Origin of the sequence: Shewanella woodyi ATCC 51908, assembly GCF_000019525.1 — a bacterium.
Classification (GTDB): Bacteria; Pseudomonadota; Gammaproteobacteria; order Enterobacterales; family Shewanellaceae; genus Shewanella; species Shewanella woodyi.
The window spans coordinates 1,444,060-1,464,966 of sequence record NC_010506.1; the positions used below are offsets into that span (position 1 = coordinate 1,444,060).

The following is a 20,907-nucleotide window of genomic DNA, read 5'->3' on the forward strand; positions in this document are numbered from 1 at the left end:
AGAGTCTAAACTGTTCACCTGTTTACTTCATTTTGTGTATCTCTATTGCCTCAAATAGAGGAGGGGAGCTGCTGAGAGCTGAGTGTAATAAAACCAATAATTAATCGATATTATTATCAGCTAAGGTCATATTCCATGAAAAAACTTCTACTTTGTACTCTATGTGCAATCTCTCCTTTTGCCTACTCATCAAGTAATGATGTGCTTTATCTGCATTATGATGAGGTGTTGGACGGTGCTACCGATTATCAAAAACAGCTTAAGTTGAATATTGATCTATCGGGGAACACGGTTATCGGGAAGACGGCAGCGGGCGAGCTGATCTCTGGTCGAGTTGAGAATACCGATAGCCAGTATATTGGCTCAGGTGATAAACCGAGATTCCAGTTTGAGATCCACCAAGGTGAGACTCGAAATTGGTATTTTGGTCAGGTTGATGGCAAATATTGGGAAGGTGTCTGGTTTGGAGCTAACGGTGAGAAGGGCGACTTCTCACTGTACACAGATTTGTTGACCAAAGAGGTGCCTCAGTTTGAGAATATCATCGCCTATTATGCCGATGAGGTGTTCAATTTTGGTGGTAATAACTCTCACAACAGCTTGAATTCAAGCTTTCTTGTCGACTCTGATAGTTTAGAGCCTCACTTTACCAATCTGGAACACTTTGATACCAGCCAAGGCCTGTTTCTTCAGGCTGATGTGCTCCACGGCAATCTGCCCATGTCATTTTACATGGACTTTGAAAAGCCAATGGGGATGAAAACTTTTCGTCTAGGTTCATATAATAACGGTGAAGGCACTCGATTACGCACATTCACTTTTGATATATGGAAACATGGTGAGTGGGAAACCGTAGGCAGTTTTGAGTTTGCACCTATATACGCACCATCGTATCAAAGACAGGAGTTTAACCTACCACGTATGGTATATGCCGATCGCATTCGTATCTCAGCCACCGCAACCGATGATTACACAAATGGTAGCAAGGTTCTGATGTGGGGCCTCTCTTTTAAACGTTAGTCTTGCATTATTGGATTAGCCACTAGGTAGAAGTAAATCAATGACTTCTACCTTACTCTGTTACTTACCTACGCTAGATACAGTTCCCTTCCTTAATAATATTAGCTACAGCTTAATTTTAATACTTGATCGGTAATCATTATGAGTGTTACTGTCATGCTTTATTTGTAGTATAAATAATACTAGTAATTGCTTAGGGATGAGCCAGTTGTTTAACAAAGGAGATTAATAATAAGAAGAGGATAACAATGAGACTAAATCAAGTATTAAGTTTAAGTTTTTTGGGATGCACCCTTTTAACAGGATCATTTTTAAGTATTCCAACGGTGTCTGCTGCGAGTGATTTGAAAGCCTCTCCCTCCGGTGCTGTTATGCGAGGTAAAGGACCTAGTGGTATCAGTTATTGCGATCTTGCAAGAGGAACGAATGTAGATGGTGGTTATTGCCAAATTTTATGGTCAGATCTGCAACGAGCTCGATTCAGCCAGAAAGAATACGATGCACTAACGACAACAGCAGAGAAAGATACCTATCTCGATAGTAAGTTTCAGTTCGAGCTTATTGATGAGGCATTAGCTGCTGCGAAGGCGTTCAATGATCAGCATGACAGAGGTGATGCTGATAAATTTAAGGTTCTGCTTAGGATCCGAGCAGGTGTCGACTCTCCTGATTGGGTAAGAAATAGAACTAAGGAAGTTGACTGGTACTTTAAGAGTTTTGCTGATACGCAAAAACATAAACTGCCGGCGTTTTGGACTGAGAAATATCAGGATAGCTATCTTTCATTGATGAGAGGTTTGGCGGCCAAATATGATAATAACGAATTAATCGGTGCGGTTGCTGCCTCTATGTGTATGACAGTTCATTCTGAGATTATGTGGAATCGTACTGGTCGCAAAAAAGATGCAGACGGTAATGAGATCCGCAATGCTGATGGTAAAAATCCCCGCCAGGTAAATATTGCTGCAATGACAGATGCCTCAGTATTAGGGAGTGATGTGTACACTAACCCTAAGGATTATGCATGCCTAGAAAGACAAGTTGATATCCACAAGAACACCTGGAAGCGCACACCGAGTATTTTCGGTAGCCACCTTTACCAAAAGTATTATCTGACAGAAAAAGATGCGAATCATGCTGCCGATGAGCAGGGTAAAAAGCGCAGTAAAATAGATGCTGGTGATGCGACGACTGTAGTCAATAAAACCCACGATATATTTAGTTACTGTCGTGAGAAGTTGGGTGACCGCTGTATACTTGGTAACAATAGCTTACGAGATGATGAAGTTGCGATAAATGAGAACATTTATGATCTATTGTCTACTTATGGACCACCACTTTATTTCCAAACCAATGTTTTTGGATCGCTAGAAGACAAAGAGCCTAAAGATGCTTTTAGCTATGAGCAGATGTTAGCTGCTATGGATTTAGCTGGGAGTACTTTTGGTGCCCTTATGGTTGAGATGGCTATGGGCTGGGATTGTGATAATGAATATGACAAAACAGATTGTACCAAAGCTGATGTGCACTCCGAGGCTCCTAATTTCAAAGCTCCTCGTGATGTGTTGAAGGCTAACGGCAGTTAGTAGTTAAAGATAGTTCATTTAATCGATGTAAGGCGGCCTATATGGCCGCCTTTTTGTGTGAGAAGCACAAAGAGATCCATCGCCAATTTCTACAAGCAGAACAAGTATTTCAGTTTGAAGCCTAAATCATTTCAACACTTTTATAAAATAGCCAGTAGTACCAAATCGCTCAAGCCATAAGGCTAACTTATAAGCGCTAGCATAATAGGTATGCAACTTATGGTGATGCTGTAGCGCCATAATGGCGAGTGATTCACGTTGTTATAAGGATGAGTTTCATCGAGTTAAAACCAGCTCAGTGACATCAACATAGTCGCTATATTCATTTTAAGTGCATTGAAATCGCTTTCGAAGTAGTCTGGATTGCAGATTATTAAGGGAGGGGACATTGCCATAGATTAATGAGCAATGCCTGAATGGGTTGATTCCCCCATTTTGAATCGAATTATCACTAACAGGGAGTTTATGTGAATAGATATATATTGGTTTTTACTTTAGTTATTGCATCATTTGGAGCCCAAGCATCCAACTTAATCAATGATGAACGAATCAAAAAACAAACAGACTGCTTTAGTAAAATCTTTTCTGATTATGATTCATGGCGTGGCTTTATAGAGAAAAAATACAGAAAAAGGGCAAAGTCTGATACTAAGGTAGAACAAAAGTTGGCTCAATTTGACGTTATTTTTGGTAAAGAAAAATTTAACTATTTCAAAGACAAGTTAGCTTGTAGAAACTTCGAATACTCTGTTGATGGACAAGCTGTTTACGGTTATGTCATTAAGCCCAAATTAGCTAAGAATGACCTGCCAGTGTTAATTTATAACCGCGGTGGCAACGGAGGATTTGGCGGAGTTGTTTTAGGCGCAATGATACAAAACCTATTTCCTATTGCTGAGAAAGGGTTCGTTATTATCGGTAGCCAATACCGAGGTACATTTACAAAAGATGACTCTCTTGATCAGTTCGGTGGCAAAGACGTCGATGATGTTATTGCGCTGTTAGACTACATTCCAAGTATTGAAGGTGCAGATCATAACCGTATTGGAATGTATGGGGCTAGCAGAGGTGGAATGCAGACACACTTAGCGACCAAGCGAATCAAGAATATAAAGGCTATTGCAACCCTTGCTGGCCCATCTGATCTGTTAAAAGGGCTCACTTATAGACCCAAAATGGAAAAAGTATTTAAGCACCGAATTCCTGATTATGAGAAGAATAAGGTGTCTGAACTAGAGAAACGTTCAGTACTGAGCTGGGTAGATGAGTTATCTGCAGATGTCCCTATCTTGCTTCTTCATGGCACTAATGACAAAAGAGTGTCAGTAAACCACTCCATTGATCTTGCTGATGCCTTATCAAAGCACAAGATCCCCCATAAACTCGTGTTATACCCAGAAGATAATCATGGCTTGATGCAAAATAAAGAGAAAGCCAACATAGAACTCGTTAACTGGTTTAGAGAGTATCTATAATTCGCCCACTCGGCCCGCCCAAGGCATCCCCTTGGGCGTCCAAGATCTTCATTCCAAGATAAAGCAATTCACCACGGAGGGAGAGTATAACGATAGTTATAAGGTCACGAACGAGAGACACGATGTCGAACTGGCACTTAGATATGGACATCATTACGAAGACCACGGAGAAGAGCAACAGCGGGTAAGGCGTCATAGGAATTCACTTCAATTGGCTCATGCTTAAGATCAATTCGTGATTCCAGTAAAAACTTAAATCGAAGAGATGAATAATTAGGTGTAAGTAGGATCGAGGGCTTCGGTTTCAAGGATGAAACCGTAGAGCGTATAGGGATATATTCACAGCGTACCGAGAGATTACTTGCACATTTAGCACGCTGCAGGCGATAGATTACATTAAGGTTATGGTTACTAATAAACCAACTAAATACCAAACCTGCCCAATGAACCCAACCCAAAAAGATATTTAGAAACTTGTTATCAGACAAGTGAAACCGATTTGTTATCCGACAAGTTAGCCAATGACTAAAAAAGGTCCTTCATCCGATGATACAACATTCCTGCTGCCAACATGGGTGAGCGAAACACTGGCCCGCCGGGGAAGGTCATATGCTGCACCTTGTCAAAAATATCGAAGCGCTCAGCTTGTGCGGTAAGCGCCTCGGCAATTAATTTCGCTGCCATATGGGTGGCGTTGACGCCATGGCCTGCATAGGCTTGGGCGTAGAGAATATTGGGACAATCCGGTAGTCGTCCAATTTGTGGCAGGCGGTTGGCGCCTATGCCTATCATGCCGCCCCATTCGAAATCGATTCTTACTCCCTTTAACTGAGGGAATACCTTCTCAAGATTTGGGCGTAGAGCTGCCTCAATATCTTTAGGATCTTTACCTGAGTAAGTACAAAGACCACCAAAGAGTAGGCGGTTATCTTCTGAGAGGTGGAAGTAATCTAAGTCGATACGCAGATCTGCAAAAGCCATGTTTTGCGGAATAATCTCTTTGCACTGCTCATCGGTGAGTGGCTCGGTGGCCAGCAAATAACTGCCAGCCGGGAGCACTTTCCCACCTAGGTAACTGTCGAGTTTATGGCCAATATAGGCGTTACCAGCCAGCACCAGATATTGGCAGTTGACCTGACCTTTAGCTGTGATGACTTGGGGCTTATCTCCCTTGATGATCTTCTCTGCTGCGCTGTACTCAAACATCTTAACGCCCAAAGCCTTCGCCACTTTGGCTTCACCTAGCGCGAGGTTGAGTGGATGAAGATGGCCGCTATTCATGTCCACAAGGGCGCCTTCATAGCAGTCTGAACCGATAACCTGTTTGATATCCTGTTTCTGTAACAGGGTAAAACCTTCGCCTCGCCCTTGAGACAGAAGGTCATCGTAATCCTCTTGAAGTTCTGCCATATGACGGGTTTTTATAGCCAAGTCGCAGTAACCCATCTGCAGGTTACAGTCGATATTATGCTCTGCAACACGCTGCCTGACGATGTTGACTGCTTCATAGCCCATCTGATTGATGGCTTCGACGCCTTCGCTGCCGATGATGTTTTTAAATTGAGCGACGTTGTGGCCAATACCACGAATAAGCTCACCACCATTTCTTCCCGAAGCGCCCCAGCCAATGCGCTTAGCTTCCAGAAGCACTACTGAGAACCCTTTTTGAGCCAGTTCGATGGCAGTGTTTATTCCACTAAAGCCACCGCCAACAATGCATACATCGGCGCTTATCTGCTCCTGCAGCTGAGGGTGCTCATGGAGCTCCTTAGCGGTACTGAAATAGTAGGAGGCGGGGTATTGGTCGCTGTGAACTGGGCTGCTGACGGACATTATCTCTCCAAACTTTATTATTGTTATTAGATATACGTTTTCAGTTATTAGGTTTTACTTATCGGTTATCGCAATTTAGTTATAAAATACGGTTTTTTAAGAATCTTTGGGACTTAGAGCGCTATACATCTGCTGGTAGTCCTATATAATTCACGGGTGTTGATTATATTTAACATGCTTTTTGGTCAGATACAAATTAGTATGGGGAATAGATTGAGTGATTTTGATACAAAGGTTGACGAGTTTCGCCTTGGTAGCGTGTTTTGATAGGAGAGATAGATTTGGATATTGGAGCTAGTCTCAAGGCTGTCCGCAAAATTAAGGGGTTATCCCAGCGTGAGCTTGCGAAAAGAGCTGGCGTCACCAATAGCACTATCTCTATGATTGAGAAAAACAGTGTCAGTCCATCGGTAAGTTCCTTGAAGAAGGTGCTATCTGGATTACCTATGTCGCTAGTCGATTTCTTCTCTATGGAGGACACGGCTGCAAGTGAAGCTAAAGTTGTTTATCGCAGTGACGAGCTGCTTGATATTGGCGATGGAAATTTAGATTACAAGCTGGTGGGTCGGGACTATCCCAACCGAGCTATGTCTGTGATGAGCGAAACCTACCCACCTGGTTCTGATACTGGTGAAGAGATGCTTAAGCATGAGGGTGAGGAAGCGGCCATCGTGATAGAGGGCAAGTTTGAGCTTACGGTCGGTGACGAGGTGTTTATTCTTGAAACTGGAGATAGCTATTATTTTAATAGTGAGACGCCCCATAGGTTTAGAAACCCTTTCGATGAGGACTGCCGAATAGTGAGCGCCACCACGCCAGCTAATTTCTAATTTTTTTCAGCGAGTTTCTAATGTTTAATCGTATTAAAAGGGCCTAGGCCCTTTTTTTGTGCCTGAATCTTGCTGTCAATCATCAACACTCATGTTCAGTGCATCTACCTACTGGTTTTAACATCTTATTTACTGTTAGCGCCTGTTGAGCTTAATTCTAAACTCCTCACCCCCCTTCAAAACCCTGCTCTATATAATTCTACTGGTTAGAAATGCTGCTCTTTAGAAATACCTTAGTGCTTACAGCCTGTTGGCGCTATTTGATTGCTTGTTTACTGTACAGTCTATGTAAATAATATTGGTCATGAAGGGTGTGTTTATGTGAACTGTGTCAAGGTTGAATTACACCGAGATTTTGACTGAATATCTTGCTAAATGGCTCGGAAGCTGCAAGGTGATGACAATGCTTTAATGCTTATCTGTATGTTATTAATCGCGTTTTTATTGTTTTTGTTTAGTGTTTAAAATTGTATTCATTTATGCGCTTGCCTGTGTGCTTTTTTCAGTGTAGTGTTTGATAAAGTGAACATGCGGTTAAGTCGTGTTCATTAATACCGAACAGCATATGTACTCTTATAAACATAATAAAAACGAAAATATAACGAGAAAGGTGATTTATGTCGGATGCAGGGCTTGCTGTCATTGGGGTGACAGCGTGCAATCAGAAGTTAGGCTTACATCCTTTTAATATCGTGGGCGAAAAATATCTGTTATCCATTGCAGATGCGACTAACGCGTGGCCATTGGTGATCCCTTCTCTTGGGCATTGCCCTGCGGAGTCAATTCTACCTAGGTTAGATGGCATTTTATTTACCGGTTCACCATCAAATATTGAGCCGCATCACTTTCAAGGGCAACCCAGTGAAGCGGATACCCACCACGATCCTAAGCGAGACGCGACCACACTTCCTTTATTAAAAGCAGCTATCGATGCAGGGGTTCCTGTGCTGGCAATCTGCCGTGGTTTTCAGGAGATGAATGTGGTTTATGGCGGCACACTTCATCAGAAACTCCATGAAGTGGGCGGTTATATTGAACATAGAGAAGATAAAACTAAGCCAGTAGATGTGCAGTATGGGATCTCCCATGAGGTACAGATAGAACCTGGAGGGTTGCTTCACGAGGCATGGGGCCGTAGCTCTGCAGAGGTTAACTCTGTGCATACCCAAGGCGTTGACCGTCTGGGTGTCGGGTTGCGGCCGGAGGCGTTTGCCTCAGATGGATTAGTCGAAGCTTTCTCTGTGAGAGAGGCTAAAAATTTCGCACTGGGCGTCCAGTGGCATCCGGAATGGAAGGTGCTTGAACATCCTTTTTACACCGCCATTTTCAAACTGTTTAGTGATGCTTGCCAGCGCCATGCAATGAACCGAGTGAGATAAAATGAAGAAGTTAACCGCTTATTTAAAAGAACATAAAATTACCGAAGTTGAGTGTGTGATCAGTGATATGACGGGGATTGCCCGTGGCAAGATTGCACCGGTTGATAAGTTTATCGATGAGAAAGGGATGAGAATGCCTGAGAGTGTGCTGCTGCAGACAGTCACAGGCGATTATGTGGAAGATGAGCCCTACGATGAGCTATTGGATAAAGCGGATATCGACTTTATCTGTGTTCCCGATGAAGATGCTGTGTTCAAGCTGCCTTGGACAATAGAGGCCACGGCTCAGGTTATCCATGATACCTATGACAAGATGGGCAATCCGATTGAGCTTTCACCTCGTAATGTCTTGAAAAAAGTGCTCAAACTTTATGAAGATAAGGGCTGGAAACCTGTGGTAGCTCCTGAGATGGAGTTCTATCTTACCCGCAGAAATGAAGATCCAGATCAAGCCCTTATCCCACCTGTTGGTCGCAGTGGCCGCCAAGAGTCAGGCCGTCAATCTTTCTCTATTGATGCTGCCAATGAGTACGACCCACTGTTTGAAGATATGTATGACTGGTGTGAAGAGCAGGGGTTAGATATCGATACCCTGATCCATGAAGAGGGTACGGCCCAGATGGAGATCAACTTCAGTCACGGCGATGCTCTATCTCTAGCCGATCAGGTGTTTGTGTTTAAACGTACCCTACGTGAAGCGGCATTAAAACATAATGTGTGTGCCACCTTTATGGCCAAACCTGTCGCTGATGAGCCAGGTAGCGCGATGCACTTACATCAAAGTGTGGTGAACATTAAATCAGGGAAAAACATCTTCTCTTTAGATGACGGCACTAAGGGGCCACTCTTCTTTAGCTATATCGGTGGCTTACAAAAATATGCCCCTGAATTTCTGCCTCTGTTAGCCCCCAACGTGAACTCATTTAGGCGTTTCCTACCTGGCACCTCTGCACCAATTAATCTTGAGTGGGGCGAAGAGAATCGAACCTGTGGATTGAGGATCCCTGAATCCTCTCCACAAAACCTGCGCATTGAGAACCGTATTGCTGGCGCTGATTCCAACAGCTATTTAGCTATCGCAGCGAGCTTACTCGCGGGCTATATCGGCATGGTCGATGATGTGAAGCCCTCGACTCCAGTACAGGGTAGGGCGAATGAATCTCGCCAGAGTATTAGTCTACCGCTAACACTCGAGGAAGCTTTGGCCGTGATGTCTGAAAGTACAGCATGTCGTGAATACCTAGGTGAGGCATTTACCACAGGTTATATCGCGGTGAAGCAGGCGGATCTGGCCAGTTATAAGCGGGTGATCAGTTCATGGGAGCGTGAGTATCTGCTGCTGACGGTTTAGCCCAAAGTGATCTCAGGGCCATGTTGGGATGGCTCTGAGTATGAGTAAGGTGTCAATGAAGTAAGAAAGTGATCGGGAATACGTTTGAATAGACCTCTATTCAGATGTTGGCTGTGCAAACTGCCTATGCGATATACCCAAGCGACCTTAATGTTCAGCGGTGCTGCGGCAACACTGAATTAGCTGCTGAAGTGGTTTGGGTATATAGGGTGTAGCATTGGTTAAAATAAGAACTAAAACCGGCTTGACCGGTAAACAATGACAGACAACAGTCGTAGGCTGTTGCTACGCTAAATCAAGGAGATAGCATGAAGTTTTTTAAGAAAATAACCACGTTAGCCTTAATCGGTGCAGGTGTGTTAGCAAGCACTAACGTGATGGCTGAAGAGGTAGTTAGGGTCTATAACTGGTCCGATTATATTGCCGAAGATACTTTAGCTAACTTTGAAAAAGAGACAGGTATTCGTGTTATCTATGATGTGTTTGATAGCAATGAGGTGGTTGAAGCTAAGCTGCTATCGGGTCGTTCTGGTTATGATCTTGTGGTGCCATCGAACAACTTCCTCGCTAAGCAGATAAAAGCAGGGGCTTTTCAAAAGCTAGATGTTGCTCAACTCTCTAATCATAAGAATCTTAAAGCTGACTTGATGAAGCAGCTGGAAGCGGCAGATCCGGGTAATGAGTATTCAGTGCCTTATCTGTGGGGAACGACTGGTATAGGCTATAACGAAGGTAAGGTGAAAGAGATTTTAGGTGAAGATGCACCGACTGATTCTCTTGAGCTGCTGTTTAATCCTAAATATGCTGAAAAGCTCTCAAAGTGTGGTCTCTCAATGCTAGATTCTGCCGATGAGATGCTGCCTATGGCCTTAGTTTACTTAGGGTTAGATCCCAATAGTAATAGCAAGGCTGATTACAAGAAAGCGGGTGAAGTGTTAGACAAGGTGCGTCCTTTTGTCACTTACTTCCACTCATCACGCTACATCACTGACCTCGCTAATGGTGATATCTGTGTTGCCTTTGGTTACTCAGGTGATGTGTTCCAAGCAGCGGCTCGTGCCGAAGAAGCTGAAAATGGTCAGGTGATTGGCTACTCAATTCCTAAAGAGGGTGCGAACCTTTGGTTCGATATGTTGGCGATACCTGCTGATGCTGCCAATGTGAAAAATGCCCACACCTTTATTAACTACATACTTCGCCCTGAGGTGATCGCACCTATTACCGATTACGTTGCTTACGCGAATCCAAATGCGGCGGCAGAAACCTTAGTAGATAAAGAGATCTTAAGCGACCCAGCTATCTATCCAACGCCTGAAGTACTAAAGCGCCTCTATGTGGCCGATGTTCGTCCGATGAAGGCTCAACGTGCGATGACACGTGTTTGGACCAAAGTTAAGTCAGGTTACTAATAGACCTAAATTGGGCCAGCGCTGCTGGCCCAAGTTCCACCTCTCGTTAAAAATTGCCGAAGGTGCCACTGATATGTGGCGCCTTTAGTGGAGAAGTATTATGACTACCACCTCAAGCGTCACCAATAAACCAACAACAAAGACGCCAGGAAAAGTCCTGCTTAAAATAGAGCGGGTCAGTAAGTTATTTGATGATGTTCGCGCTGTCGATGATGTGTCGCTAGACATCAATCAAGGGGAGATTTTTGCACTGCTGGGAGGCTCAGGTTCTGGCAAGTCTACCTTGCTGCGTATGCTGGCAGGTTTTGAGAAACCCTCTGAGGGACGTATCTATCTCGACGGTGTCGATATCACAGATATGCCGCCACACGAGCGACCGATAAACATGATGTTTCAATCCTATGCGCTGTTTCCTCATATGTCGGTTGAGCAGAATATCGCCTTCGGTTTAAAGCAAGATAAGTTACCTAAAGATGAGATCGCCGCTCGCGTGGCTGAGATGCTCAAACTGGTGCATATGGAGGAGTACGCTAAGCGTAAACCTGCTCAGTTATCTGGCGGTCAGCGTCAACGTGTCGCATTGGCGCGCTCTTTAGCAAAGCGGCCAAAATTACTGCTACTCGATGAGCCTATGGGGGCTCTGGATAAAAAACTGAGAACTCAGATGCAGCTTGAGGTCGTCGATATTCTTGAGGCTGTCGGCGTGACTTGCGTCATGGTGACCCATGATCAGGAGGAGGCGATGACCATGGCTGAGCGTATCTCCATTATGAATGAGGGCTGGATAGCACAGACTGGCTCGCCGATGGATATCTATGAGAGTCCTTCGTCACGAATGGTGGCTGAATTTATTGGTTCTGTGAACCTCTTTGAGGGGGAGATAGTGGTTGATGTGGCGGATCACGCCATCATACAGTCGCCCAATCTTGAAACTAAGTTCTATATTGGTCACGGGGTATCGACCAATGTGGAAGATAAGACAGTTTGGTTAGCAGTGAGACCTGAGAAAGCGCGTATTAGTCGTGAACAGCCAGAGAATGAATACAACTGGTGCCAAGGCGTGGTTGAAGATATTGCCTACCTTGGTGGGATCTCAGTCTATTACATTCGTCTGACTAATAATCAGGTGATCCAATCTGTGATGACTAACCGTGATAGACGCTCAGATCCTCCTACATGGGAAGATAAGGTCTTCATCAGTTGGGAGGCCACCAGCGGAGTGGTCCTCAGATCATAGGAGGGCATAGTATGAAAAAGCCACTCACGTTTAAACTGCCCAAGGGGCAATGCTGGACCATAGGGGTTCCCTATTTCTGGCTACTGTTATTCTTCGCACTTCCCTTTGCTATTGTCCTTAAGATCAGTCTGTCGACAGCAGCCATCTCTATTCCACCTTATGAATCGCTATTTAACTATGCCGATGAGTCGCTGCAGATCTTGCTGAACTTAGGCAATTATCTGCTGATCTTCGATGACTCGCTCTACTTGTACGCTTACTTAGGCTCATTGAAGATGGCCTTTATCACCACCTTAGGCTGCCTCTTGATTGGTTATCCGATGGCCTACGCCATTGCCAGAGCGCCTAAGGAGAAGCAGACCTTGTTGATTCTGTTGGTGATGCTACCTTCATGGACTTCGTTTCTTATTCGTGTGTACGCCTGGATGGGGATCTTGAGTAACAATGGGGTCATTAATAATATTCTGCTCTGGTCTGGTGTTATCTCTGAGCCAATCCAGATGCTGAATACCAATTTTGCCGTCTATATCGGGATTATCTACAGTTACCTGCCGTTTATGATTCTACCTCTCTATGCGACCTTGTCTCAACTCGATGGCAGCTTGCTTGAGGCTGCATCAGATTTAGGCTCACGCTCCCTAAATACCTTCTGGAAAATCACGCTGCCTCTTTCTAAAGGTGGGGTGATAGCTGGCTCTATGTTGGTGTTTATCCCTGTGGTGGGTGAGTTTGTGATCCCTGAGTTACTGGGTGGTCCAGATTCTCTGATGATAGGTAAAGTACTGTGGCAGGAGTTCTTCAATAACCGAGATTGGCCTGTGGCCTCTGCACTGGCGATTGTGATGTTAGGTTTGCTGATTATCCCTATCACTCTATTCCATCGTTACCAATCTAGAAGCATGGAGAAAGAGGTATGAGTAACAGATTAAAGAAGATGAGCTTCTCGACCATCATGCTCTGGGCTGGAATGTTTTTTCTCTATGCGCCGATGTTTATCTTAGTTATCTACTCATTTAACGAGTCGAAACTGGTCACCGTTTGGGGCGGTTTTTCACCTAAGTGGTATGGTGAGCTGTTTCGGGATCAACAGATATTAGATGCAGTATGGACCAGCTTGCGAGTTGCTTTTTTTGCCTCCACCATGGCGGTGATATTGGGCACCATGGCGGCCTTTGTGATGACGCGATTTAAGCGCTCATGGGGCAAGATGACCCTGTCTAATATGATCACCGCGCCGCTGGTTATGCCTGAAGTGATCACGGGTCTGTCGTTACTGCTGCTCTTTGTGCATATGGCCGATCTATTTGGCTGGCCGGCTGAGCGAGGCATGTTAACGGTATGGATAGCCCACTCCACTTTCTGCGCTGCGTATGTGGCAGTGGTGGTATCGGCAAGGTTGCGTGAGCTTGACCAGTCGATTGAGGAGGCAGCTCAAGATTTAGGTGCAACCCCTCTTAAGACCTTTTTCTATATCACAGTGCCTATGATAACGCCCTCACTGATGGCGGGTTGGTTACTCTCATTTAGTCTATCACTGGATGATTTAGTGATTGCCAGCTTTGCCTCGGGACCTGGCGCGACGACGTTGCCTATGGTGGTGTTCTCGTCAGTACGTATGGGGGTTTCACCTAAGATTAATGCGCTGGCGACCTTGATCATTTTGACTGTCTCCTTAATCGCATTTATCTCTTGGTATTTTGCAAGGCGCAGCGAAAAGAAGAGTTTACCGCCAGCAATGTAGTGAACATATATTTCCATGTGGAATATGGTGAGTAAAAATAAGCGTCATAACAAGATGTATAACCCCTTGTTATGACGTCAGACTGAACAATTAACAGTAGGTGAAGGTTATGACAAGCGTACCTCATGCAGCTTCCTATTACGCGGCATCGGCTAATGACAAAGTAGAGCGGGCTCTACTCGCCGACAATATTGAGTCTGATGTTTGTATTATTGGTGCCGGATACACGGGCCTATCGACAGCAATCCATCTGTTAGAGTTGGGTTTTAGTGTCACTATACTTGAAGCCGCCAGAATTGGTTGGGGAGCATCTGGCCGCAATGGCGGACAGATAGTTAACAGCTTTAGCCGCGATATCGACTCCATCGAAAAAACCGTGGGCGTTGAAAATGGCAAACTGTTTGGCGAAATGGCCTTCGAAGGCTCTAAGATCATTAAAGGGCTAATTAACAAATACCAAATTCAGTGTGACCTAAAAGATGGTGGCGTTTTTGCTGCCATTAACCCGAAGCAGATGGGGCACCTTGAGGCACAAAAGTCTCTATGGGAGAAGCACGGGCATATGGGACACCTTGAGTTACTTGATGGCCAAGGGATCCGCAATGTGGTAGGCACTGAGCGTTATGTTGGCGGCCTACTTGATAAGAGTGGTGGTCATATTCATCCCCTCAATCTTGCATTAGGAGAGGCGGCTGCAGTTGAATCTTTGGGGGGCAAGATATTTGAAGACTCTGCCGTGATCCGCGTCGATCAAGGTGATAATCCTCTGGTCCATACGGCTAAAGGCTCGGTGAAAGCGAAATTTGTGGTGGTGGCAGGTAACGCCTACCTCAATGGTTTGATGCCTGAGCTGCAAGCGAAATCCATGCCTTGTGGAACCCAAGTGTTAACCACTGAGCCATTAAGTGATGAACTGGCCAATAGCTTGTTGCCACAGGACTACTGCGTTGAAGATTGTAACTATCTGTTGGATTACTTTAGGTTGTCTGGTGATAAGCGTCTTATCTATGGTGGCGGTGTGGTCTATGGGGCGCGAGATCCCGCTGATATCGAGGCGATTATTCGCCCTAAGATGTTAGAAACCTTTCCACAGCTTAACGATGTGAAGATAGATTTTACCTGGACAGGTAACTTTCTACTGACTCTGTCGCGTTTGCCGCAAGTTGGACGTATTGGCGATAATATCTATTACTCCCAAGGTTGTAGCGGCCACGGTGTGACTTACACTCATCTTGCTGGAAAGATTTTGGCCGAGGCGATAAAGGGTCAAGCGACTCGCTTCGATGCATTTGCGAGTCTCCCTCACTATCCTTTCCCTGGCGGTCATATGTTTAAGGTGCCATTTAGTGCAATTGGCGCTTGGTATTACACCATGAGAGACAAGTTCGGGATCTGATAACTTCATTTATACAAGTTTAACTGCTTTTATTTCTGCCAATGCCACCCCTAAAAAGGGTGGCAATATCCTCTATCCCACTGTTTATCGCCTCTGCCTCATTTAATCTTGGATCGTATTGAAAGTTACCAATAATCTTGCCTATAGATGAGTACAAAAAATCACCCATTTTGTTTTAAATTAATGTACATTAAATAGACAAGGTAAAATTATACCCATCAGTATTAAGGTTGTTATGTTGAAAAAAACAGATACCTCTAATTTCCGATACTTTCTCAACGTGGTTGATTGTCAACAAGCCTGCCCCGCCCACACTCCAGTTCCAGAATATATTCGCCTTATCTCAGATAGAAAATACACTGAATCCTATATGCTCAATTGGGAGTCGAATGTTTTTCCCGGCATCTTAGGGCGTGTTTGTGACCGTCCCTGTGAGCCTGCGTGTCGTCGGGGACGAGTGGAGGAGGAACCTGTTGCTATCTGCCGTTTAAAACGAGTGGCGGCGGACAATAAGGAGGATATTAAGTCCTACCTTCCCATCATCCCTAGTGATAAAAATGGTAAACATATTGCCCTGATAGGCGCAGGCCCCGCCTCGTTAACCGTGGCCAGAGATCTACTGCCTATGGGGTATAAAATTACTCTGTTTGATAGGGAGGAAAAAGCAGGCGGCATGATGCGCACTCAGATCCCAGCGTTTCGTTTACCGGAAACGGTACTCGAAGAGGAGCTGGATTTGATCCTCGATATGGGTTTGAAGACCTGTTTCGGAGAGGGCATTAGTAGCATGAAAAGCCTGCTAGATGAGAAGTACGACGCCATTTTTGTGGGAACGGGTGCTCCCCTTGGTCGAGAGTTAAAGATACCGGGCCGAGATGAAGCTGGTGATCATCTAAGCATAGGGATAGATTGGCTCTCGAGTGTGGCCTTCGGTCATACCAAAAAGATTGAGAAGCGGGTCATTGTCCTTGGTGGAGGTAACACCGCCATGGATTGCTGTCGCACCGCGAGGCGTTTAGGCGGCAAACAGGTCAAGGTGGTGGTTCGATCGAGTTTAGAGGCGATGAAAGCCTCTCCTTGGGAGAAAACCGATGCGATGGCTGAGGATGTCGAACTTATCGGTAACCATAAGCCGCTTGAGTTTGTGATGCGAGAGGGCAAGTTTGTTGGCGTCTTATTTGAGGAGGTGCAGTCTCACTATGACGATGATGGTAAGCGCACCTTGATTGATACCGGCAACACTGTGCTGATGGAGTGTGACAAGGTCTTGATCGCTATCGGCCAAGACACAGCTTTTCCTTGGATTGAGCGTGATATTGGCATCGACTTTAATCAATGGGACCAACCAGTATTAGAGGAGGCCTCCCTTCAAGCCAGTATCCCTAAGCTCTTCTTTGGTGGCGATGCGGCTTTTGGTCCTAAAAATATCATTACTGCGGTTGCTCATGGTCATAAAGCGGCTATCTCAATTGACCTTTTTTGTCAGGGTAAAGATCCTGTTGCAGAGCGTCCAGTCAGTGACTTTAATCTTGTTAGTCAGAAGATGGGGATCCATGAGTGGAGCTACCATAACAAGATAAAGCAAGATGTTCGTTATGCTGTGCCCCATATGGACAGGAAGCAGGCCATTAAACAGTTAGCCAGCGAAGTGGAGCTTGGGTATGACGAGGAGATGGCGCTAGCAGAGGCCAGTCGCTGTCTTAATTGTGATATCCATACCGTGTTTAGCGAATCTATCTGTATTGAGTGCTCCGCCTGTGAAGATATCTGCCCAGTCGATTGCATCAACTTTCTTAAGGTCGATGATGAGGTGGAGCAGGTGAGCGATGAGCGCGTGTTAAGTCAGCTCAGAGTGAGCGATATCAATCCCCAGCAGGAGATACTGATCTCCGCACCGTTAAAGACAGGTCAGCTGATGATTAAAGATGAGGATATGTGTCTTCATTGCGGTCTTTGCGCCGAGCGTTGCCCGACCGGGGCTTGGGATATGAAAAAATTCACCTTAAAAGATCTGAAGGCGACCATTCTATGACTCTGTTCCAATCGATTAATGAATTTGTGGTGCGTTTTGCGAATACAAACGGGACAGGTTCGGCGAGTGCGAATAATATGTTTGCCAAAGCCATTATGCGTATGGGCCTGCCAGTAAGTGCTAAGAATATCTTCCCCTCTAACATACAGGGGATGCCAACTTGGTTTGAGGTAAGGATCAGCGAGAAAGGCTTTTTGGGACGTCGTGATGGTGCACCTGAGCTGGTGGTCGCGATGAATGCTCAATCTATTGAGGAGGATATTCAATCTGTCCAGCCGGGCGGTTTTTTGCTCTATGATTCCAGCCGCATCTTGCCCCAGAGGTTGATGCGAAAAGAGATTAACTTTTTAGGCATGCCTATCTCAGATATCTGCCGCGCAGAGTACAGCGATCCCCGTCAACGTCAGCTGTTTAAAAATGTTATCTATGTGGGGGCGCTCGCTGCGCTACTTGATATCGATTTTCAGGTGCTTAAAGATCTCGTTTCAGACCAGTTTAAGGGCAAAGATAAGCTAATTCGGCCCAATATCTATGCTTTAGAGCTAGGTTTTGAGTTCGCCAATAAGCAGTTTTCTTGCCCTCTGCCAATCTGTGTGGAGAGGCGTGACTTGATAGGTGACAGGATCTTAGTTGATGGCAATACCGCTTCTGGTTTAGGGGCGGTTTATGGTGGCGCTACTGTGGTTGGCTGGTACCCGATCACGCCATCTACCTCTGTGATAGAGAAGTTTGCCTCCTACTGCCAGCGCTTACGAATAGACCCAGCAAACGGGCAAAAAAACTATGCCATCGTGCAGGCTGAAGATGAGTTGTCTGCTATTGGTATTGCCATGGGAGGTGGCTGGAATGGTGCTAGGGCATTTACTGCCACCAGTGGGCCGGGGATCTCCTTGATGACAGAGTTTCTTGGTTTGGCTTATTTTGCTGAAATCCCTCTAGTGTTGATGAATGTGCAACGGGCTGGGCCTTCAACGGGGATGCCTACTCGAACTCAGCAATCGGACATGTTGACCTGTGCTTATGCCTCTCATGGTGACAGCAAGCAGGTATTGTTAATCCCATCAACTCCAAAGGAGTGTTTTGATTTTAGTGCTCAGGCATTTGATCTGGCCGATAGGCTACAGACACCGATCATTGTGATGACAGATCTCGATATGGGGATGAATATTCACTTGAGTGATCCCTTTGGCTGGGATGATAAGCATGAGTACGATCTGGGTAAAGTATTGGATGCTGACGACTTAGAGAAGGCGAGTGACTTCGGTCGCTACTTAGATGTTGATGGTGATGGCGTATGTTATCGAACACTGCCGGGAACCCATCCGAATAAAGGTGCTTTCTTTACCCGAGGCACCTCCCATAACGAGTATGCGGCTTACACAGAAAAGGGGGAGGATTACATCAAAAATATGGAGCGCTTAGAGCATAAGTTTGCCATGGGCGTTAAGCGATTACCCGCCCCTGAAATTACCATCAATACCAAGGCTAAACGTGTTGGGCTTGTTTACTACGGCTCGACTGATGAGGCGATTCCTGAGGCGGTGAGTTTGCTCTGTGAGCAGGGAGTGAAAGTCAATACCTTAAGGATTAGAGCTTTTCCCTTCAGCCCTCAAGTGGCCAGTTTTATCAGCGAACATGACGGTGTGTTTGTGGTGGAGCAGAATCGAGATGGGCAGGTTAAGAAGCTATTGTGTAATGAGCTGACCATTGACCCTGCCTCCATGTGCGCGGTATTGCACTATGATGGCTTGGCTATCACTGGACAATTTATTGCTGAGTCAGTTCAAGCCCAGCTCTCAGTTCAAACCGATCAGGCTGCAGGATAAGGAGGCGCTATGAGTTACATCAAACCACAATTTAAGCACCCAAGACTGCAGGTCAATGATCTTGGCTTAACCCACAGAGATTATGAAGGCGCACTGTCCACCTTATGTGCAGGCTGTGGGCATGACTCTATCACCTCTGCGGTTGCGCAGGCTTGTGCTGAACTCTCTCTGCCACCACATAAGATAGCTAAGTTATCAGGCATAGGTTGCTCCTCGAAAGCGCCCACCTATTTTCTTAACAACGCCCATGGTTTTAATACTGTACATGGACGTATGCCTTCGGTTGCAACGGGGGCGAATATGGCCAATCGGGAGCTTATCTATCTTGGAATGTCCGGTGATGGCGATAGTGCCTCCATTGGATTTGGCCAGTTTGCCCATGTGGTCAGGCGCCGTTTAAACATGCTCTATATGGTGGCCAATAACGGCGTATATGGTTTAACTAAGGGCCAGTTGGCAGCCACTGCTGAGCAGGGAATGAAGAGTAAATCCGGTGAGGCGAGTCTGTTTACTGATATTGACCTGTGTGTGAGTGCACTGCAGTTTGGCGCGACCTTTGTGGCGCGCAGTTTTTCCGGTGATAAGTCGCAATTGGTGCCCTTAATTAAGGCGGCGATTAGCCATAAGGGGTTTGCGTTTATTGATATCATCTCCCCCTGCGTGACCTTTAATAATAACCCCGATTCAAATCGCTCCTATGATTATGTCCATGATCATATTACCACTGCTGCGGTGGCAGATTTTGTGCCTGTTAAGCAGGAGATACGCTGCGAGAATGGCCAATCAGATAGCGAGGATATCTGCCTTCATGATGGATCCATTTTGCGTCTGTCGAGAATAGATGCCGATTATGATGCCCATGATCGTATCAAGGCGATGACAAAAATAGAGCAGTTAAAGTCGGAGGGGAAAATACTCACAGGCCTGATGTATATCGATCCAGAAGCCGATGATTATCATGAGATAAACGGCACATCTGATGCCCCACTAAACTCTTTAAAGCAGGAAACTCTCTGCCCCGGCAGCCATGTATTGAAAACCATCAATGAGAGCTTTAGGTAGTAGAGAGCATCACTATTTAAAGTTGATAAAAATATTGCTGGTGAGCCGGCCTGTTTCTGGCTTGCTATCGATATCGGTATCGAGATCCACTAAGGTTGAGTGGAGTAGATTTCCCGGATAGATAATTAGCCGGTTTGGGCGATACTCCACTTGATGGTAGATCTCATAGTGTTCATTACTATGAGTAAAGTATTGCGGAGTTTGACGCTTTATCTCATCTAAACACACCTGGGCCTTGTTAAAATATTCATCAATCCTCTCGCTATTAATACGCTCATATCCCGTAGGCTTATGTTTAAAAAAAGCGGTCGCACCATGGGGAGCACTATTGAGGTAGTGCAGTATGGCAAAGTAGTTGGGCTCCTTAGTATCAAAATGCGGCAGGCATTGCAGGGGCTGTAACGACTCCGGCGTTTGGGTGATCAAGGAGAAGCTATATATATGGGGCGTTATTCTTAAGTGGTGCGGAATTCGGTACACATCATAAATTAATTGAAATACCTGATTAATCACCTCTATGGCATAGGGCTTAGGTAACCTTGCCCTGACTCCTGGGTAGTAGGAACCATTATCTTGTTTAAAGATAGCTTCATGAGCAAAAGAGAGCAGGGGAGCAAGATCTTCAGCAAAATCATCAATAATGATAATGGGGGTAGCTTCCTCCCCAATCTTGATTACTTGAGGGGAGAGTGATGAGATGCGTATCAGTGATGTCTGAGTATTCATAACC

General features: G+C 45.4%; 16 protein-coding genes. 14 read left to right on the forward strand and 2 right to left on the reverse strand.

Annotation, left to right across the window (positions count from 1 at the left end; genetic code table 11):
• Positions 1–135: 135 nt before the first annotated feature.
• The 3 genes from SWOO_RS05710 to SWOO_RS05720 all read left to right on the forward strand — a co-directional run bounded on the left by SWOO_RS05710 (position 136) and on the right by SWOO_RS05720 (position 4,081).
• On the forward strand, positions 136–1,020 hold the full coding sequence (locus tag SWOO_RS05710; RefSeq protein ID WP_012323763.1) for a hypothetical protein: 885 nt from the start codon (positions 136–138) through the stop codon (positions 1,018–1,020).
• Between the two features lie 248 nt (positions 1,021–1,268).
• Entirely contained in the window at positions 1,269–2,606 is a 1,338-nt protein-coding gene (locus SWOO_RS05715; RefSeq protein WP_012323764.1) for a hypothetical protein, read from the forward strand.
• Positions 2,607–3,073: 467 nt separating this feature from the next.
• A complete protein-coding gene (locus tag SWOO_RS05720) occupies positions 3,074–4,081 on the forward strand; it encodes an alpha/beta hydrolase family protein (RefSeq protein ID WP_012323765.1) in 1,008 nt (335 codons plus the stop codon).
• 525 nt (positions 4,082–4,606) lie between these two features.
• Here the strand turns inward: SWOO_RS05720 and SWOO_RS05730 are convergent.
• Positions 4,607–5,914, reverse strand: coding sequence for an NAD(P)/FAD-dependent oxidoreductase (locus tag SWOO_RS05730; RefSeq protein WP_012323766.1), 1,308 nt, complete (start codon positions 5,912–5,914; stop codon positions 4,607–4,609).
• A 281-nt stretch (positions 5,915–6,195) separates the two neighbouring features.
• On the opposite strand from SWOO_RS05730, the gene SWOO_RS05735 reads away from it, so the two are divergent.
• From SWOO_RS05735 to SWOO_RS05785, 11 genes are all read left to right on the forward strand, one after another.
• Complete coding sequence (locus SWOO_RS05735; RefSeq protein WP_012323767.1) at positions 6,196–6,744, forward strand: cupin domain-containing protein; 549 nt, start codon at positions 6,196–6,198, stop codon at positions 6,742–6,744.
• Between the two features lie 617 nt (positions 6,745–7,361).
• Positions 7,362–8,123, forward strand: a complete 762-nt coding sequence (locus SWOO_RS05740) for a gamma-glutamyl-gamma-aminobutyrate hydrolase family protein (RefSeq protein ID WP_012323768.1) — start codon at positions 7,362–7,364, stop codon at positions 8,121–8,123.
• A gap of 1 nt (position 8,124) precedes the next feature.
• A complete protein-coding gene (locus SWOO_RS05745) occupies positions 8,125–9,474 on the forward strand; it encodes a glutamine synthetase family protein (protein ID WP_012323769.1) in 1,350 nt (449 codons plus the stop codon).
• A 308-nt stretch (positions 9,475–9,782) separates the two neighbouring features.
• The gene (locus SWOO_RS05750; protein WP_012323770.1) at positions 9,783–10,883 is read left to right on the forward strand and encodes a polyamine ABC transporter substrate-binding protein; all 1,101 of its coding nucleotides are present in this window, start codon (positions 9,783–9,785) and stop codon (positions 10,881–10,883) included.
• Positions 10,884–10,983: 100 nt separating this feature from the next.
• Positions 10,984–12,120 (forward strand): polyamine ABC transporter ATP-binding protein, encoded by a 1,137-nt coding sequence (gene potA, locus SWOO_RS05755; RefSeq protein WP_012323771.1) that lies wholly within the window; start codon positions 10,984–10,986, stop codon positions 12,118–12,120.
• 11 nt (positions 12,121–12,131) lie between these two features.
• Positions 12,132–13,037 carry an ABC transporter permease subunit gene (locus tag SWOO_RS05760; protein ID WP_012323772.1) on the forward strand — a complete coding sequence of 302 codons (906 nt, stop codon included), beginning with the start codon at positions 12,132–12,134 and terminating at the stop codon, positions 13,035–13,037.
• A complete protein-coding gene (locus SWOO_RS05765) occupies positions 13,034–13,861 on the forward strand; it encodes an ABC transporter permease subunit (protein WP_012323773.1) in 828 nt (275 codons plus the stop codon). The genes SWOO_RS05760 and SWOO_RS05765 overlap by 4 nt, the downstream gene beginning before the upstream one ends.
• A gap of 109 nt (positions 13,862–13,970) precedes the next feature.
• On the forward strand, positions 13,971–15,257 hold the full coding sequence (locus SWOO_RS05770; protein WP_012323774.1) for an NAD(P)/FAD-dependent oxidoreductase: 1,287 nt from the start codon (positions 13,971–13,973) through the stop codon (positions 15,255–15,257).
• 235 nt (positions 15,258–15,492) lie between these two features.
• A complete protein-coding gene (locus SWOO_RS05775) occupies positions 15,493–17,289 on the forward strand; it encodes an FAD-dependent oxidoreductase (RefSeq protein ID WP_012323775.1) in 1,797 nt (598 codons plus the stop codon).
• Positions 17,286–19,115: a 2-oxoacid:acceptor oxidoreductase subunit alpha gene (locus SWOO_RS05780; RefSeq protein WP_012323776.1), complete on the forward strand. Its 1,830-nt coding sequence runs from the start codon at positions 17,286–17,288 to the stop codon at positions 19,113–19,115. The genes SWOO_RS05775 and SWOO_RS05780 overlap by 4 nt, the downstream gene beginning before the upstream one ends.
• A gap of 9 nt (positions 19,116–19,124) precedes the next feature.
• Positions 19,125–20,177, forward strand: a complete 1,053-nt coding sequence (locus tag SWOO_RS05785; protein ID WP_012323777.1) for a 2-oxoacid:ferredoxin oxidoreductase subunit beta — start codon at positions 19,125–19,127, stop codon at positions 20,175–20,177.
• 12 nt (positions 20,178–20,189) lie between these two features.
• Here the strand turns inward: SWOO_RS05785 and SWOO_RS05790 are convergent, their stop codons facing one another.
• Positions 20,190–20,903, reverse strand: coding sequence for a DUF6445 family protein (locus tag SWOO_RS05790; RefSeq protein ID WP_012323778.1), 714 nt, complete (start codon positions 20,901–20,903; stop codon positions 20,190–20,192).
• Positions 20,904–20,907 lie beyond the last annotated feature (4 nt).